The organism is Serratia surfactantfaciens (assembly GCF_001642805.2).
Classification (GTDB): Bacteria; Pseudomonadota; Gammaproteobacteria; order Enterobacterales; family Enterobacteriaceae; genus Serratia; species Serratia surfactantfaciens.
This window is the reverse complement of sequence record NZ_CP016948.1, coordinates 34,523-50,383: the sequence shown is the minus strand read 5'-3', so window position 1 is coordinate 50,383 and position 15,861 is coordinate 34,523. Positions and strand designations below refer to the sequence as shown.

Below are 15,861 nucleotides of genomic sequence, written 5' to 3'. Positions count from 1 at the left end.
TTTCGCGGAGCCAAGATGGAACCCTATAATCCCCCGCAGGACCCGCTGCACATCCTGTATCAGGATGAACACATCATGGTGGTCAACAAGCCCAGCGGCTTGCTGTCGGTGCCCGGCCGCGCGCCGGAAAACAAAGACAGCCTGATGACCCGCATTCAGGCCGATCATCCGGCCGCCGAATCGGTGCACCGGCTCGACATGGCCACCAGCGGGGTGATCGTGGTGGCGCTCAACAAGGCCGCCGAGCGTGAGCTGAAGCGGCAGTTCCGCGAACGCGAACCGAAGAAATCCTATATCGCCCGCGTTTGGGGGCATATGGAACATGACGAGGGGTTGGTGGATTTGCCGCTGATCTGCGACTGGCCGAATCGGCCGCTGCAAAAGGTGTGTTTTGACACCGGCAAAGCGGCGCAAACCGAGTATCTGGTGCTGTCGCGCGACGCCGATGGCAGCACGCGCGTGAAGCTGACGCCGATCACCGGCCGCTCACATCAGCTGCGGGTGCACATGCTGGCGCTGGGGCACCCGATACTCGGCGACGGTTTCTACGCCCCGCCGGAAGCCAAGGCGATGGCGCCGCGATTGCAGCTGCATGCGCAAGAGTTGCGCATCACCCATCCCGCCTTCCAGACGCCGATGCACTTTCGCGCCGAGCCGGATTTCTGAATCATATGTTAAACGGGCTCGGCATGCCGGGCCCGCTTTCATCGCCTATTTAAAACCTTTCTCGCGTTTGATCAGGTCGTACGCAGCCTGAATCTCCTGCGCTTTTTGCTTGGCCATTTCCATCATCTGCGGCGGCAAGCCTTTCGCCACCAGCTTATCCGGATGGTGTTCGCTCATCAGCTTACGGTAGGCGCGCTTGATGGTGGCGGCATCGTCGCTGCTGTTCACGCCGAGCACCTTGCACGCATCGTCGAGCGTCGGGCCGCGCTGAGCCTGCTGATAGCCGCCCTGCGAATACCCGCCCTGTTGACCGCCGCCGAATTGGCGCCCCCCCTCCATCATGCTGAGGAACTGATCGAACTGCGCGCGCGAAATGCCCAGCTCTTCGGCGATGACGTACAGTACCTGACGTTCATTCGGATGCAGCGAGCCGTCGGCGAACGCCGCCTGAATCTGAATTTCCAGAAACATCCGAATCAAATCAAAGCGGCCAAAGCAGATGCTGCGGAACTGCTGCAGCGTCTCACGCAGCGGGAACTGGCTCTGTTTGCCCTCGCGGAACGCCTGCTGCGCCGCGGTGCGCGCTTCGCCGTGCAGCTGCAGGCGATCCATGAACAGGCTGGCAATCTGGATATCCGCCTCGGTGACGCGTCCTTTGGATTTGGTCAGGTGGCCCATCACCTGAAAAGTGGTGCGGAAAAACAGCGTTTGCCGCGTTTGCTGGTCGGTGAAAAAACCCCGGCTGCGCTTGTTGCTGCGCGCCGTATCGATCATATGACCGATAATCAGCCCCAGAACTACACCCCAGAATCCCGCGCCAGACCAGATGGCGACGATGACGCCGAGCAGTTTTCCCCAATACTGCATATACTCCTCAATTATCATGCCGAAAGCCGCCCGCTCTCCTCCGTTTCAGGAAAGGGCGCAGGCGATTTTTCCCAGAATTTGGATTATCATACCTGTCATTTATCTTTGCGCCTAACGACGACGCAAGTAAACGGCTGGATTTAGCACTAGCGCAACGCAGATGAGTAATATAGTCTCTGACCGTTTGCCGGACACGACGCCTCTGATGACGGAACACCAAAACCGCGTATGAAAAAAAGTTTCCCAACCCTGCTGGCCACGATGATTTGGACGGCACTCTACAGTCAGCATGCGCTGGCTGATCTGGCCGAGCAATGCATGCTTGGCGTTCCCGTTTACGACAAGCCTTTGGTCAGCGGCGATCCAAACAGCCAGCCTGTGACCATCAATGCCGACGACTCGCGCGCCGACTACCCGAAAAGCGCCCTGTTCAGCGGCAACGTGCGTGTCGAGCAGGGCAACAGCACCCTGACCGCCAAAGAAGTTGAGCTGAACCAGACGCAAAACCCGGGTCAGACGGAGCCCGTGCGCACCGTCACGGCCACCGGTGACGTGCACTACAGCGACAATCAGATCAAACTGAAAGGCCCGAAGGCCTGGTCGAACCTGAACACCAAAGATACCGACGTCTATGAGGGCGACTACCAGATGGTAGGTCGTCAGGGGCGCGGCGACGCCGACAAGATGAAAATGCGCGGCGCCAACCGTTACACCATTCTGGAAAACGGCACCTTTACCTCCTGTCTGCCAGGTGACGACAGCTGGAGCGTAGTCGGCTCCGAAGTGATCCACGATCGTGAAGAACAAGTGGCAGAAGTGTGGAACGCCCGCTTCCGCATCGGCGGCGTGCCGGTGTTCTACAGCCCGTATCTGCAGCTGCCGGTCGGCGACAAGCGCCGCTCCGGCTTCCTGATCCCGAACGCCAAGTACGGCAGCAACAACGGCTTCGAATTCATGTTGCCGTACTACTGGAACATCGCGCCGAACTACGACGCCACCATCACGCCGCACTATATGTCCAAGCGCGGCCTGCAGTGGCAGACCGAATTCCGCTACCTGGTGCAGCCGGGTCTCGGCCTGATGGAGTTGGACTGGCTGCCGAAAGATCGGGAATACGGCAAAGACAATGACGACAGCAAACGCTGGCTGTTCTACTGGAACCACAACGGTGTCATGGACCAGGTGTGGCGCTTCAACGTCGACTACACCAAGGTCAGCGATTACAAATACTTCACCGATCTGGACTCCAAGTACGGGTCCACCACCGACGGCTACGCCACGCAAAAATTCAGCCTCGGCTACGCCAACGAGAACTGGAACGCCACGCTGAGCTCCAAGCAGTTCCAGATCTTCGACAATACCGATCGTACCTGGTCGCAGACCTACAAGGTGCAGCCGCAGCTGGACCTGAACTACTACAAGAACGACCTCGGCCCGTTCGATTTCCATATCTACGGCCAGGCGGCCAAGTTCACCAGCGTCAACCCGTATAGCCCGGACGCCACCCGTCTGCATATGGAACCGACGCTCAACCTGCCGCTAACCAACGGCTGGGCCAGCCTGAACACCGAAGCCAAGGTGATGGCGACCCACTACCAGCAGGATATTCCTGACGGTTTCGCCGCCAACTACCAGAGCCGCAAAGGCGCCGCCGCGCCGGATCTTGACGATTCGGTCAACCGCGTATTGCCGCAGTTCAAGGTCGACGGCAAGCTGGTGTTCGAGCGGCCGATGATCTGGGCAGAAGGCGCTACCCAGACCCTGGAGCCGCGCGTGCAGTACCTGTACGTGCCGTATCGCGATCAGAGCAACATCTACACCTACGACACTACGCTGCTGCAGACCGATTACTCCGGCCTGTTCCGCGACCGCACCTACAGCGGCCTGGATCGCATCGCTTCGCAGAACCGTGTCTCCACCGGTTTGACCACCCGTATTTATGATGACGCGCTGGTTGAACGTTTTAACGCTTCCGTGGGTCAAATCTACTACTTCAGCCGTTCGCGTACCGGCGACCAGATGACGAGTTTCGATAACAACGATAATACCGGCAGCGTGGCCTGGGCCGGCGATACCTATTGGAAGATCGACGATCGTTGGGGTCTGCGCGGCGGCCTGCAGTACGACACCCGCCTGAGCAGCGTCTCGCTGGGCAACGGCGTGGTGGAATACCGCCAGGACGCCGAGCGCGTGGTGCAGCTGAACTACCGTTACGCCACGCCGGAATACATCCAGACGGCGTTGAACACCAAGACGGTTCCGGCCTTCCAGGACGGCATCTCGCAGGTGGGCATTACCGGCAGCTGGCCGATCGCCGATCGTTGGGCGGTCGTCGGGGCGTATTACTACGACACCCGCGCCAAACAATCCGCCGATCAGCTGGTGGGGCTGAAGTACAACACCTGCTGCTGGGCAGTGACCCTGGGCTATGAGCGCAAGATCACCGACTGGAACACCAGCAACAATACCAGCGTTTACGACAACAGAGTTTCGTTCAACGTCGAACTGCGTGGCCTGAGCAGCGATCATAGTCTCGGCTCCGCGGAAATGCTGCGCTCCGGCATTCTGCCGTATCAGCGCGCATTCTGACGCTTTGCAACACTTTGAAAACGAGAACTTTCACCCGCATTTGCGGATTACATAATGGGAAATGTATGAAGAACTGGAGAACGCTTATTCTCGGATTGGTGGTTTGCGCCAATGCCGCGTTCGCAGCACCCCAAGAAGTGGATAAAGTCGCCGCCGTCGTGGATAACGGCGTGGTACTCGAAAGCGACGTCAACGGACTGTTGCAGTCGGTGAAACTCAACGCCCAGCAGGCCGGCCAACAGCTGCCGGACGACAAGACGCTGCGCCATCAGATCATCGAACGTCTGATCATGGATAACATCCAGCTGCAGATGGCCAAGAAAATGGGCATCACCGTGTCCGACGCCGATCTGGACAAGGCGATCGCCAACATCGCCGCGCAAAACCGCATGAGCGTCGATCAGCTGCGCAGCCGCCTGTCGTATGAAGGGCTGAACTACAACACCTATCGCGCGCAGATCCGCAAAGAGATGCTGATCTCCGAAGTGCGTAACAACGAAGTGCGTCGCCGCGTCACCATCCTGCCGCAGGAAGTGGACTCGCTGGCCAAACAGGTGGGTGCGCAGAACGGCAGCGACACCGAAATGAACATCAGCCACATCCTGATCCCGCTGCCTGAGAACCCGTCGCAGCAGCAGGTCGACAAAGCCGAAGAACTGGCCAAACGTCTGGTGGGCGAGATCAACAGCGGCGCCGACTTCGGCAAGCTGGCGATCACCTACTCCGCTGACTCTCAGGCGCTGAAAGGCGGCAACATGGGCTGGGGCAAACTGCAAGAGATCCCGACCCTGTTCGCGGAACGTCTGGTGAGCGCCAAGAAAGGCGACATCGTCGGGCCAATCCGTTCCGGCGTCGGCTTCCACATTCTGAAAGTGAACGACATCCGCGGCGCCAGCCAGTCGGTCTCGGTCACCGAAGTGCACGCCCGTCACATCCTGCTGAAGCCTTCCGTGGTGTTGACTGACGATCAGGCGCGCGCCAAGCTGCAATCCGTGGCGGAAGCCATCAAGAGCGGCCGCGCCAAATTCGCCGACGAAGCCAAACAGCTGTCGCAAGATCCGGGTTCCGCCATGCAGGGCGGCGATCTGGGCTGGGCTTCTCCGGACATCTACGATCCGGCCTTCCGCGATGCGCTGCTGAAGCTGAGCAAGGGTGAAATCAGCGCGCCGGTACACTCTTCCTTCGGTTGGCACCTGATTCAGCTGCTGGATACCCGTCAGGTGGATAAAACCGACGCCGCGCAGAAAGATCGCGCTTACCGCATGCTGTTCAACCGCAAGTTCGCCGAAGAAGCGCAGACCTGGATGCAGGAACAGCGCGCCCAGGCCTACGTGAAGATCCTCGATGGCAGCGATGCACAGCAATAAACGCGTCGTCATTACCCCCGGCGAACCCGCCGGGGTGGGGCCGGATTTGGTAGCTGCCCTGGCGCAACAGGATTGGCCTGTTGAGCTGGTGGTGTGCGCCGATCCGGCCTTGTTGCTTGAACGCGCCGAACGCCTGGGCCTGCCGCTGACGCTGCGCGACTACCAACCGCAGCAACCGGCCGAAGCGCAACGCGCCGGCACGCTGACCGTGCTGCCGGTGCCGCTCGCTCACCCGGTTACCGCCGGTGAGTTGAACGTCGGCAACAGCGCCTACGTGGTGGAAACCCTGGCGCGCGCCTGCGACGGCTGCCTGAACGGCGAGTTTTCCGCACTGATCACCGGCCCGGTGAACAAGGGCGTGATCAACGACGCCGGCGTGCCGTTTATCGGCCATACCGAATTCTTTGCCGATCGCAGCCGCTGCGATCGCGTGGTGATGATGCTCGCGACCGAAGAGCTGCGCGTGGCGCTGGCGACCACCCACCTGCCGCTGCTGGCGGTGCCGGGCGCCATCACGCAGCAGAGCCTGTTCGAAGTCATCCGCATTCTCGACCACGATCTGAAAACCAAATTTGGCATCGCCCAGCCGCACATTTACGTCTGCGGTCTGAATCCCCACGCCGGGGAAGGCGGCCATATGGGGCGCGAAGAGATAGACACCATCATCCCGGCGCTCGATGCGCTGCGCGCTGACGGCATCCATCTTGTCGGCCCGCTGCCGGCGGACACCCTGTTCCAGCCCAAATATCTGCAAGATGCCGATGCGGTGCTGGCGATGTATCACGATCAGGGGCTGCCGGTGCTAAAATACCAAGGGTTCGGCCGCGCGGTGAATATCACCCTCGGTTTGCCTTTCATACGCACCTCGGTCGACCACGGCACCGCTCTGGAACTGGCCGGCACCGGCACCGCCGATGTCGGCAGTTTCCAAACGGCCCTGAATCTCGCCATTAAAATGATAATTAATTGTAATGAATAACAGAGTCCACCAAGGGCACTTTGCCCGCAAACGCTTTGGACAAAACTTTTTAACCGATCAGTTTGTCATCGATAGCATTGTCTCCGCCATTCACCCGCAGCCGGGCGAAGCGGTGGTTGAGATCGGCCCCGGTCTCGGCGCCTTGACCGAGCCGGTCGGCGCGCGCATGGACCGCATGACGGTGATCGAACTGGACCGCGATCTGGCCACCCGGCTGGAGAATCATCCGCAGCTGAAAGACAAGCTGACCATCCGCCAGCAGGACGCCATGACGGTGAATTTCGCCGAACTGGCCGAGGAAGCTGGCCAACCGCTGCGCGTATTTGGTAACCTGCCGTACAATATTTCGACGCCGCTGATGTTCCACCTTTTCAGCTATACTCAGGCAATCCGCGACATGCACTTTATGTTGCAGAAAGAGGTGGTCAACCGTCTGGTGGCCGGCCCTGACAGCAAGGCCTACGGGCGTTTGACCGTGATGGCGCAGTACTACTGCAACGTCATTCCGGTGCTGGAAGTGCCGCCGACCGCGTTCGCGCCGCCGCCGAAGGTCGATTCCGCCGTGGTGCGCCTGGTGCCGCACCGCGTGCTGCCAAACCCGGTGGGCGACGTGCGTATGCTGAGCCGCATCACCACGCAGGCGTTCAACCAGCGGCGGAAAACCATCCGCAATAGCCTGGGCGACCTGTTCACGCCGGAGCAGCTGACGGAACTGGGTGTCGATCCTTCGCTCAGAGCAGAGAATATTTCTGTGGCGCAGTACTGCAAGCTGGCGAACTGGCTGTCAGCCAATCCGGCGCCGCAGCAATAAGGAGTTGTTGTCATGATTGATTCGCCCCGCGTGTGTATTCAGGTTCAGAGCATCTATGTGGAATCACAGTCGATCCCTGAAGAAGAGCGTTACGTCTTCGCCTATACCATCACTATCCGCAATCTGGGGCGGAGCGACGTGCAACTGCTGGGCCGTTACTGGCTGATCACCAACAGCAACGGCCGCCAAACCGAAGTCCAGGGCGAAGGCGTGATCGGCGAACAGCCCGTCATTCCGCCCGGCGGAGAGTTTCAGTATACCAGCGGCGCCATTCTGGAAACGCCGCTGGGCACCATGGAAGGCCATTACGAAATGGTTGATCATCAGGGTCAGCCGTTCCGCACCGCTATTCCCGTGTTCCGCTTAGCCATTCCAACGCTGATCCATTAATTATGTCGACATACCTTATCGGCGACGTTCACGGCTGTTTTGATGAACTGAAGTCGCTGCTGGCTCAGGCTGCTTTCGATCCCGAGCGCGATCAACTGTGGCTGACCGGCGATCTGGTGGCGCGCGGCCCCGCCTCGCTGGACGTGCTGCGCTACGTGCGCTCGCTCGGCCCGGCGGTGCGCATGGTGCTGGGCAACCACGATCTGCACCTGCTGGCGGTTTACGCCGGCATCAGCCGCAACAAACCCAAAGATCGCATCACACCGCTGCTGGAAGCGCCTGACGCCGACGAGCTGATCAACTGGCTGCGCCGCCAACCGGTGCTGCAGGTGGATGATGAGCAAAAGCTGGTGATGGCGCACGCCGGCATCACCCCGCAGTGGGATATCGACACCGCGAAAATGTGTGCGCGCGAAGTGGAGGCGGTATTGAGCAGCGACAGCTACCCGCTGTTCCTCGACGCCATGTACGGTGATATGCCGAACAACTGGGCGCCGGAGTTGAGCGGCCTGGCGCGCCTGCGTTTCAGCACCAATGCGTTCACGCGCATGCGCTACTGCTTCCCCAACGGCCAGCTCGACATGATCTGCAAAGATGCGCCGGGCAGCGCACCTGCGCCGCTGAAACCGTGGTTCGAACTGCCGCGCCTGATCGACCCCGAATACACCATCATCTTCGGCCATTGGGCCTCGCTCGAAGGCAAGGGCACGCCGGAAGGCGTGATCGGGCTGGATACCGGCTGCTGCTGGGGCGGCGATCTGACGATGCTGCGCTGGGAAGACCGTCGTTATTTCACCCAGCCAGCTAATCGCAGCGAAGCGCCTGACGCCGGCAGATTAGCCGCATCCTGAAAATACAAAGGCGGCCCCGTGGCCGCCTTTGTTTTCTATATTATCGCCTTACGCCCCAATCACCCCGCCATCTTCACGCGTGATCATCAATACCGATGAACGCGGGCGCGGGCTGTTGTTTGGGAAGTGCGAATCGCCCTCTTCTCCCGGATGCTGCACGTTGACGAACATCGTCCTGTAGTCCGGAGTGAAGGTGATGCCGGTCAGTTCGCAGGACTTCGGCCCCACCATAAAGCGGCGAATTTCGCCGCTGACCGGATCGCCCACCAGCATCTGGTTGTTGCCCTGCCCGACGTAGTCGCCCTTGTTGCTGTACTTGCCGTCGGTGAGGATCCACAGGCGGCCGGCGCGATCGAATCCCAGCCCGTCCGGGCTGTTGAAGGTGTTATCCGCCGTGATGTTCGGCGTGCCGCGGTTAACGCCTTCCGGGTGGGCGATCGGGTTGCCGCACAGCGCATAGATATCCCAGGTGAAAGCGTCGGCGGTGGCGTCGCCGCCCTCGTCCCAGCGAATAATCTGGCCATAGACATTGTTCGGCCGCGGATTAGCGGCGTTCAACGGCATCCCTTCCTCGCCGCGCTTGCTGTTGTTGGTCAGCGTGCAGTACGCGCGGCCATCATGCGGGTTCACCGCGATCCACTCCGGGCGATCCATTTTAGTGGCGCCGACCTGCTGCGCCGCCTTACGGGCGAAGATCAGCACTTCAGCCTCATCGCGGAAACCGTTCTCCGGCGTCAGGCCGTTCGTGCCGAACTCGAGCGCAATCCAGCGCCCTTTGCCCTTCAGCGGGGTGCCGGCTTCGTCGCCGTCGAACTGCGCCACATACAGCGTCCCTTCGTCCAGCAGCGTGCGATTGTTGGCCGGATTGGCGATGTCGACCACGCCTTTGGAGACATACTTATAGATATGCTCGCCGCGCTCGTCGTCCCCCATATACACCACCAGACGGCCGTCTTTGGCGACGGTCACCGCCGCGTTCTCATGTTTGAAGCGGCCCAGCGCAGTGTGCTTAATCGGCGTCGAGGTTGGATCCAGCGGATCGATCTCCACGATCCAGCCGTGGCGGTTGAATTCGTTGGGGTTCTTCGCCACGTCGAAGCGTTCGTCGTAGTCCGGCCAGTTGCGCTCCGGCTCGTTGGCCTTCAGCGTGTAGCGTTTCTGTTCCGGGGTGGTTGGGTAATCGGCCTGGTGAGTCCCGAAGTAGGTATCGAAATTTTCTTCACAGGTCAGGTAAGTGCCCCACGGCGTCTTGCCGTTGGCGCAGTTGCCGAAGGTGCCCAACACCTTGCGGCCGCTCGGATCGGCGGCGGTCTGCAGCAGCGGATGCCCGGCAGCCGGGCCGCTGAACTGCATGTCGCTGTTGGCGGTAATGCGGCGGTTATAGCGCGACGGGCGCTCGACTTCCCAGCGCTGGCCATCGCCGACGCGTTTGACCGCCACGATAGAGACGCCGTGCGCCGCCTGCGACTTGCGCACTTCTTCCAGGCTAGTGGCCTTGGTGCCGCCGTGGGCGAACAGGTACTGCTCGTTGACGTATTCGTTGTTGATGGCCATCACGCCGTGATTGTCATCGATCGGGAAAAAGCTCATGCCGTCGTTGTTGTCGCCAAACTGCTTTTCCTGATCGGCGGCGCTGTTGTTGCCCTGCGGATCGAAGGCCGGCGCGCCGTCCACCAACGGCTCGCCCCAGGAGATCAGCACCTCGGCCCGGTAGCCCGGCGTGATGGTCACCTCATCGGCGGTCGACGCGGCGATGCCCTGAAAGCCCAGCAGCCTGTTCGGCGGCAGATCCTCGGCCAACGCCTCGGCGGAGACCGACCAGATGCCGCCGCCGAGAAAACCGGCCAGACCGACGGCGCCGGCGCTGCCGAGCAGCAGTTTGCGGCGAGTGGGATCGATCAGGCGATCGGCGTCTAATTGCTCAATTTGCTTGGTCATAGCGTGGTTACCTTTTTAGTTATGGCGCCGCGATCAAGATTCACCAGAGTTGCCGAGGCGCTCGGAGTTGGGCTTCATACTAATCAGGTAATGTGACGGAAAGGTTACGCATGACGGACGCAAAAAGACCGGGGGCGCAATTGCTTGCGCCCCCGGGGATAGCCTGGCTAACGCGCTGAAATCAGCGGCGCTGCAGGATCTCGAAGCAGTAGCTGTGCGAGTTCAGATCGTCGGCGTCGTGGAACTCGCTGAAGGTGGTTTCCCACTCGTCCGGCTCGTAGTCGGGGAAGTGGGTATCGCCGCCGACTTCGGCGTCGATGTGCGTCAGGTACAGGCGATCGGCGCGCGGCAGCAGCTGGGTATAGATGCGCCCGCCGCCGATCACCATCACTTCTTCCACGTCGCCGGCGGCGGCCAGCGCCTCATCCAGCGAAGTCACCCAGGTCACCCCGGCTTCGCTGCCCGGGCGGCTGCTCAAAACGATATTGTGGCGGCCCGGCAGCGGGCGGCCGATGGACTCGAAGGTCTTACGGCCCATAATAACCGGCTTATTCAACGTGTTGCGTTTAAACCACGCAAGGTCCGCCGGCAGGTGCCACGGCATGGCGTTTTCCATGCCAATAACGCGATCCGCCGCCAAGGCAGCGATCAGGCTGATAATCATTGTTTAACCCTGTGTAGGCAGCAAAATTGGTGACACTATACGTAAAGGCCTGAGTGCCGTCGATAGGCTAATCAAGCAAGATGAATATATAAGATAGCTCTTATCAGCATATCTAATAACCAACGTTCTTCCGCCGGGAAATTTCACACGCCGGGGCGTTTGCGGTACAGCCACAGACCCGGTAACGACAGGCCGATCGACAAGGCGCCGACGATGAAACTGGCCTTAAGGAAGTTGGTGATCATGGTCTCCATCAAGGCCTCGCTGTAGCCCAGATGCGAGATCTCTACCACAGTTATCATCGCGGTATAGGCGGAAATGCCGGGGAACATCGGGATCACCGCCGCCACGGTGAATACCTTCGGGTGCGCCAGCAGCCAGCGCGACCAATAGATGCCGATGATGCCGATCAGGATCGCCGCCAGCAACGAGGCCCACTCGATGTTCATGCCGCCGTGCATCATCAGCATGCGCGAACCGCGCCCGATAGCCCCGAGCAACGCGCAATAGCGCAGCGCACGCAGCGGCACGTTGAACACCATGGCGAAGCCCAGCGCCGGCACCGCCGCCAACAGCATCTCCTGCAACAAGGCCCACAGCAGATTCATGACCACCCCCGCAGATCCCACAGCGACATCGCCATCACCACGCCGATACAGGTCGCCAACGTCAACAGGCTGGCCATCGCCCAGCGTGCCAGCCCGGTATTCACATGCCCTTTGAACATGTCGGCCACCGCGTTGATCAACGGAAAGCCCGGCACCAGCAGCAGCACGCTGGCGGCCATCGCCACGCTCGAGGTGTCTTTAAACGCCGGCAGGCGCAGCAGCAATCCGGAGATCGACGTAGCGACAAACGCCGTCAGGCAGAAATTGATCAACGGATTCATATGGCGGGCGGTGAGGATTTGGCGCACCAACATCGCCGTGCCGCTGGCGATAAAGGTCACCAGGAAGGCGTCGCCACCGCCGCCGTTGAGCATGCTGAAGCACCCGCAGGACAACCCCACCATCAGCACCACCAGCCAGCGCGGATAGCGCAGCGGCCGGATCCTTTCAAAGCGGCGCGCCACGTCGTGCGCATCCGCCAAGTGGTGCTCGGCGAGGATCACGATATGCTGCACTTCGGTCACCACCTGCATATTGATGCCGCGATCGACGTTCTTGCGGGTGGTGGTCAGGCAAGCGCCGTGGCTGAGGGTGGTCAGCACCACCGCATTGGCGGAGATCGAACTTTCCACGCTGTCCATCCCCAGCGCCAACCCCAGGCGGGTCGACAGCTGTTCCACCACCGTGCTCTCGGCGCCGTGCTGCAACAGCAGCAACGCGCATTGAATGCACAGGCGGGTGATTTCACGCTGTTGCCGATGCGGTTCCGGCATGTCTGTGGCGGTAGTCTGCTGCATGGTGCTCCGTCGCGGGTGGTAGATGAATTATTATCATAGAGCCTAACAATACCTCATTGGGTTGATGCGCATCAGAGGAAGCGGCGTTATTATCGCCAGAATTCTGCCTTTTGCGCGAGACGCTCCCATGCTTGAAACTTCGCTGTTCGTCGCCGGCATCGCCACCCTTGGCATGCTCTCCCCCGGCCCGGATTTTTTCCTGGTGATTAAAAACGCCGCCCGCTACCCGCGCCTGGCCGCCATGATGACCGCCTTCGGCGTGATCTGCGGCGTCGCCACCCACATGTCCTACTGCGTCGCCGGGCTGGCGGTGGTGATCACCACTACGCCGTGGCTGTTCAACCTGCTGAAATACGCTGGGGCGGTGTATCTGGTGTGGATCGGCATCCAGGCGCTGCTGTCGCGCGGCGGCGGCAAAATGAACGTCAGCAATCTGCCGCAGCAGCAGGTCAGCCTGAAGAGCGCCTTTGCGCAAGGCTACCTGTGCAATCTGCTGAACCCAAAGGCCACCCTGTTCTTCCTGGCGGTGTTCACCCAGGTGCTGCAGATCGATTCTGGCCTGGGCGACAAACTGTGGTACGCGGGGATTATTCTCGGCCTGTCGGTCATCTGGTGGCCGCTGCTGGTATTCCTGATCCAAAGCGGACCGGTACGCCGCGGGCTGGAGAAGGCACAGAAGGTCGTCGACAAATTGCTGGGCGGCATGCTGATCGCCTTAGGCATCAAGGTCGCGCTGAGCTGAACAAAAAAACGGGGCGCCATCGCGGCGCCCCTGTTGTTATCCTTTGGCTTCTTTGGCTTCCACCACTTCGTCTTCCGGCGCCTTGCCGTCGATACTGCCGCGCCAACCGGTCTGCTGCACCCGCGCCAACCGATTCTGATCCTGCTCGATGGCCGCGCTGAGCATCTCCTTGGCCCGTTGCAGGCTGGCGATACGGAATTCAGTGTCCTGATAATTCTCCAGCGTATCTTCCAGCATCTTCAGGTTATAGCGACGGAAAGTGTCCGCTTTCTCGCGCGCTTCATAGGCGTCCAGTCCCAGCAATTCCAGCGTTTCACGGCCGATGCGCAGCGAGCTTTCGAAGGTTTCGCGCTCCGGTTTTTCCACCCCCAGCTGCCGCAGCTGATACCAGTGGTCGACGTCGCGCGCCCGCGCCACCACCTTCAGATGCGGGAAGTGCTGCCTGGCCAGCTCGGTTAACGCCAGGCTGTCCTCCACATCGTCGATGGCGTTGATCAGCACCTTGGCATGGGCGGCGCCGGCGGCCTCCAGCAGATCGGCCCGCGTGGCGTCGCCGTAGAACACCTTGGTGTCGAATTTGCGCAGCGTTTCGATATGATCCGGATCGTGATCCAGTACCACGGTGTGCACGCCGTTGGCCAACAGCAGACGACCGGCGATCTGACCGAAACGGCCGAAACCGGCGATGATCACGCTGGCATTTTCGTCGTCAATGACGTCAGCCGGGCGCTCCTCTTTCGGCGCATTTTTCTCCAGCTGCGCGGCGATCACCAACAGCAGCGGCGTGGCCGCCATCGACAGCGCCACCGCCAGCGTCAGCGACTTGGCCCACTCGACCGGCAAAACGCCGGCCAGCTGCGCCGCGCTGAAGATAACGAAAGCGAACTCACTGCCCTGGCCCAGCAAAATGGCGAACAGGCCGCGCTGGCGTTTCGGCACCCCAAGCAGCGGCCCGATCAGCCACAGCAGCGCCGCTTTGATCAGCATAAAGCCCAGCAGCAGCGAGGCGATCAGCAGCGGATGATGGAACAGGGTGCCGAAATCGATCGACATGCCGACGCCGATGAAGAACAGCCCCAGCAGCAGTCCTTTGAACGGCTGAATATCGCTCTCCAGCGCGTGGCGGTATTCCGAGCTCGCCAGCAGTACCCCGGCGAGAAACGCCCCCATCGCCATCGACAGCCCGGCCATCTCCAGCAGGATGCCGAAGCCGAACACCAGGAACAGCGCCACGGCGCTGAATACCTCGCGCATGCCCGAGCGGGCGACGAAATGCAGCAGCGGGCGGGTGACGTAGCGGCCGAGCAGCACCACCATCACCAGCGCGCCCACCACCTTGGCCGCCGACAGCACGAATGCGCCCAGCGTGGTGCTGGCGCCGCTGCTGGCCAGCAGTGGGATCATCGCCACCAGCGGGATCGCCGCGATGTCCTGGAACAGCAGCACCGCAAACGCGCTGCGGCCGATCGGAGACGGCGTCAAATTGCGTTCACTCATCGCCTGCATGGCGATGGCGGTGGATGAGAGCGCCAGCGTCAAACCGATCAGCAGCGCCACCTTCCAGTTGAGGCCAAGGAAGTAACAGAAAGCGCTCAGCGCCAGGCCGCAGCCTACCATCTGAATGCTGCCGCCGCCGAACACCGAGGCGCGCAGCGTCCACAGCCGCTTGGGATCCAGCTCCAGACCGATGATAAACAGCATCAGCACCACGCCGATCTCGGCGAAGGTGAGGATCGACTCGGCGTCCGACACCAGTTTCAGCCCCCAGGGGCCGATGATGCAGCCGGCGATCAGGTAACCGAGCACCGAGCCCAGCCCCAGCCGCACCGCGATCGGTACAAATAACGCGGCGGAGCCGAGATAGATCAGCCCCTCGATCATCATATGGTGATTATCCATGGCTGGCCTCCCCGGTTTCCGCTTCGGCGTGTTCCATCAGGTAGTCGACCAACCGCTGCCGGTAGGCTTCACCGGCGGCGAGCAACGCCGGTTCGTTGCAGGTAAAGGTGTTGTGCAGGGCGAAATACGGCTGCCAGTTCATGCCGCAATAGATCGCCGTGGCCTGCAGCGGCTGCGCCAGCGCGGCGAAGTTGGGAAAATCGCCCAGTTCGAAATGGTGCTCGTCACCGCCGCTGGTTACCGCCCACAGGCAGTCTTTGCCCACCAGCGCATTGCCGTCGTGGCCATAGGCCCAGCCGTGCTCCAGCACTTTATCGATCCACAGCTTCAACAGCGGCGGAAAGCTGTACCACTGCATCGGATGCTGCAACACCACCATGTCGGCGCGCTCCAGCGCCTGCTGTTCGGCATTGATGTCGATATTGAAATCGGGATACAGCTCATACAGCGAGCGCACCTCTACCTCGGGGAGATCCTTCACCGCCTGCAGCAGGCGCTGATTGGCATGCGAATGCCGGGGATACGGGTGAGCATAAATTATCAAAATCATTGTTATCGTCGTTCCTTCGTTCCTTGCCAATACACCAAGCATATACCAATCACACAGAGTGACAGTTTGCCCACTGATTGATAGCGGAAATTTTTAACGCCAGCCGACAAATTTGCTGAATAAAAAAGGGGCGCTGCATTGCA

Annotated in this window: 15 protein-coding genes; 8 read left to right on the top strand and 7 right to left on the bottom strand. The window is 60.8% G+C overall.

Going from position 1 to position 15,861, the window contains the following annotated elements:
• Positions 1-15 precede the first annotated feature (15 nt).
• The gene (gene rluA, locus ATE40_RS00205) at positions 16-666 is read left to right on the top strand and encodes a bifunctional tRNA pseudouridine(32) synthase/23S rRNA pseudouridine(746) synthase RluA (RefSeq protein ID WP_004932866.1); all 651 of its coding nucleotides are present in this window, start codon (positions 16-18) and stop codon (positions 664-666) included.
• 45 nt (positions 667-711) lie between these two features.
• Here the strand turns inward: rluA and djlA are convergent, their stop codons facing one another.
• On the bottom strand, positions 712-1,533 hold the full coding sequence (gene djlA / locus ATE40_RS00200; protein WP_019455045.1) for a co-chaperone DjlA: 822 nt from the start codon (positions 1,531-1,533) through the stop codon (positions 712-714).
• A gap of 228 nt (positions 1,534-1,761) precedes the next feature.
• Here djlA and lptD point away from each other — a divergent pair, with 228 nt between their 5' ends.
• The 6 genes from lptD to apaH all read left to right on the top strand — a co-directional run bounded on the left by lptD (position 1,762) and on the right by apaH (position 8,520).
• A complete protein-coding gene (lptD, locus tag ATE40_RS00195; RefSeq protein WP_063918143.1) occupies positions 1,762-4,122 on the top strand; it encodes an LPS assembly protein LptD in 2,361 nt (786 codons plus the stop codon).
• Positions 4,123-4,187: 65 nt separating this feature from the next.
• Positions 4,188-5,489, top strand: a complete 1,302-nt coding sequence (surA, locus tag ATE40_RS00190; protein ID WP_025159631.1) for a peptidylprolyl isomerase SurA — start codon at positions 4,188-4,190, stop codon at positions 5,487-5,489.
• Positions 5,467-6,468, top strand: a complete 1,002-nt coding sequence (gene pdxA / locus ATE40_RS00185) for a 4-hydroxythreonine-4-phosphate dehydrogenase PdxA (RefSeq protein WP_019455042.1) — start codon at positions 5,467-5,469, stop codon at positions 6,466-6,468. The genes surA and pdxA overlap by 23 nt, the downstream gene beginning before the upstream one ends.
• On the top strand, positions 6,461-7,279 hold the full coding sequence (gene rsmA, locus ATE40_RS00180) for a 16S rRNA (adenine(1518)-N(6)/adenine(1519)-N(6))-dimethyltransferase RsmA (RefSeq protein ID WP_063918142.1): 819 nt from the start codon (positions 6,461-6,463) through the stop codon (positions 7,277-7,279). The genes pdxA and rsmA overlap by 8 nt, the downstream gene beginning before the upstream one ends.
• Before the next feature lie 12 nt (positions 7,280-7,291).
• Complete coding sequence (apaG, locus tag ATE40_RS00175) at positions 7,292-7,669, top strand: Co2+/Mg2+ efflux protein ApaG (protein WP_019455040.1); 378 nt, start codon at positions 7,292-7,294, stop codon at positions 7,667-7,669.
• A gap of 2 nt (positions 7,670-7,671) precedes the next feature.
• Positions 7,672-8,520: a bis(5'-nucleosyl)-tetraphosphatase (symmetrical) ApaH gene (apaH, locus tag ATE40_RS00170; RefSeq protein ID WP_019455039.1), complete on the top strand. Its 849-nt coding sequence runs from the start codon at positions 7,672-7,674 to the stop codon at positions 8,518-8,520.
• 48 nt (positions 8,521-8,568) lie between these two features.
• Here the strand turns inward: apaH and ATE40_RS00165 are convergent, their stop codons facing one another.
• From ATE40_RS00165 to ATE40_RS00150, 4 genes are all read right to left on the bottom strand, one after another.
• Positions 8,569-10,458 (bottom strand): PhoX family protein, encoded by a 1,890-nt coding sequence (locus tag ATE40_RS00165; RefSeq protein WP_063918141.1) that lies wholly within the window; start codon positions 10,456-10,458, stop codon positions 8,569-8,571.
• A gap of 181 nt (positions 10,459-10,639) precedes the next feature.
• Positions 10,640-11,122, bottom strand: coding sequence for a type 3 dihydrofolate reductase (gene folA, locus ATE40_RS00160; protein ID WP_019455037.1), 483 nt, complete (start codon positions 11,120-11,122; stop codon positions 10,640-10,642).
• Positions 11,123-11,265: 143 nt separating this feature from the next.
• Entirely contained in the window at positions 11,266-11,730 is a 465-nt protein-coding gene (locus tag ATE40_RS00155) for a threonine/serine exporter (RefSeq protein ID WP_019455036.1), read from the bottom strand.
• On the bottom strand, positions 11,727-12,527 hold the full coding sequence (locus ATE40_RS00150; protein ID WP_019455035.1) for a threonine/serine exporter family protein: 801 nt from the start codon (positions 12,525-12,527) through the stop codon (positions 11,727-11,729). Before ATE40_RS00150 ends, ATE40_RS00155 begins: the two co-directional genes overlap by 4 nt.
• 127 nt (positions 12,528-12,654) lie before the next feature.
• Between ATE40_RS00150 and ATE40_RS00145 the strand changes: the two genes are divergently transcribed.
• Complete coding sequence (locus tag ATE40_RS00145; protein WP_019455034.1) at positions 12,655-13,269, top strand: LysE family translocator; 615 nt, start codon at positions 12,655-12,657, stop codon at positions 13,267-13,269.
• A gap of 36 nt (positions 13,270-13,305) precedes the next feature.
• Here the strand turns inward: ATE40_RS00145 and kefC are convergent, their stop codons facing one another.
• Entirely contained in the window at positions 13,306-15,168 is a 1,863-nt protein-coding gene (gene kefC / locus ATE40_RS00140; protein ID WP_019455033.1) for a glutathione-regulated potassium-efflux system protein KefC, read from the bottom strand.
• Positions 15,161-15,718 (bottom strand): glutathione-regulated potassium-efflux system oxidoreductase KefF, encoded by a 558-nt coding sequence (kefF, locus tag ATE40_RS00135; RefSeq protein ID WP_063918140.1) that lies wholly within the window; start codon positions 15,716-15,718, stop codon positions 15,161-15,163. The genes kefC and kefF overlap by 8 nt, the downstream gene beginning before the upstream one ends.
• Positions 15,719-15,861: the final 143 nt, after the last annotated feature.

What these genes read in the sequence shown, in the direction of transcription:
- rluA (WP_004932866.1), top strand. Translation starts at nt 16, where the DNA reads ATGGAACCCTATAATCCCCCGCAGGACCCGCTGCACATCCTGTATCAG.
- djlA (WP_019455045.1), bottom strand. Translation starts at nt 1,533, where the DNA reads ATGCAGTATTGGGGAAAACTGCTCGGCGTCATCGTCGCCATCTGGTCT.
- lptD (WP_063918143.1), top strand. Translation starts at nt 1,762, where the DNA reads ATGAAAAAAAGTTTCCCAACCCTGCTGGCCACGATGATTTGGACGGCA.
- surA (WP_025159631.1), top strand. Translation starts at nt 4,188, where the DNA reads ATGAAGAACTGGAGAACGCTTATTCTCGGATTGGTGGTTTGCGCCAAT.
- pdxA (WP_019455042.1), top strand. Translation starts at nt 5,467, where the DNA reads ATGGCAGCGATGCACAGCAATAAACGCGTCGTCATTACCCCCGGCGAA.
- rsmA (WP_063918142.1), top strand. Translation starts at nt 6,461, where the DNA reads ATGAATAACAGAGTCCACCAAGGGCACTTTGCCCGCAAACGCTTTGGA.
- apaG (WP_019455040.1), top strand. Translation starts at nt 7,292, where the DNA reads ATGATTGATTCGCCCCGCGTGTGTATTCAGGTTCAGAGCATCTATGTG.
- apaH (WP_019455039.1), top strand. Translation starts at nt 7,672, where the DNA reads ATGTCGACATACCTTATCGGCGACGTTCACGGCTGTTTTGATGAACTG.
- ATE40_RS00165 (WP_063918141.1), bottom strand. Translation starts at nt 10,458, where the DNA reads ATGACCAAGCAAATTGAGCAATTAGACGCCGATCGCCTGATCGATCCC.
- folA (WP_019455037.1), bottom strand. Translation starts at nt 11,122, where the DNA reads ATGATTATCAGCCTGATCGCTGCCTTGGCGGCGGATCGCGTTATTGGC.
- ATE40_RS00155 (WP_019455036.1), bottom strand. Translation starts at nt 11,730, where the DNA reads ATGAATCTGCTGTGGGCCTTGTTGCAGGAGATGCTGTTGGCGGCGGTG.
- ATE40_RS00150 (WP_019455035.1), bottom strand. Translation starts at nt 12,527, where the DNA reads ATGCAGCAGACTACCGCCACAGACATGCCGGAACCGCATCGGCAACAG.
- ATE40_RS00145 (WP_019455034.1), top strand. Translation starts at nt 12,655, where the DNA reads ATGCTTGAAACTTCGCTGTTCGTCGCCGGCATCGCCACCCTTGGCATG.
- kefC (WP_019455033.1), bottom strand. Translation starts at nt 15,168, where the DNA reads ATGGATAATCACCATATGATGATCGAGGGGCTGATCTATCTCGGCTCC.
- kefF (WP_063918140.1), bottom strand. Translation starts at nt 15,718, where the DNA reads ATGATTTTGATAATTTATGCTCACCCGTATCCCCGGCATTCGCATGCC.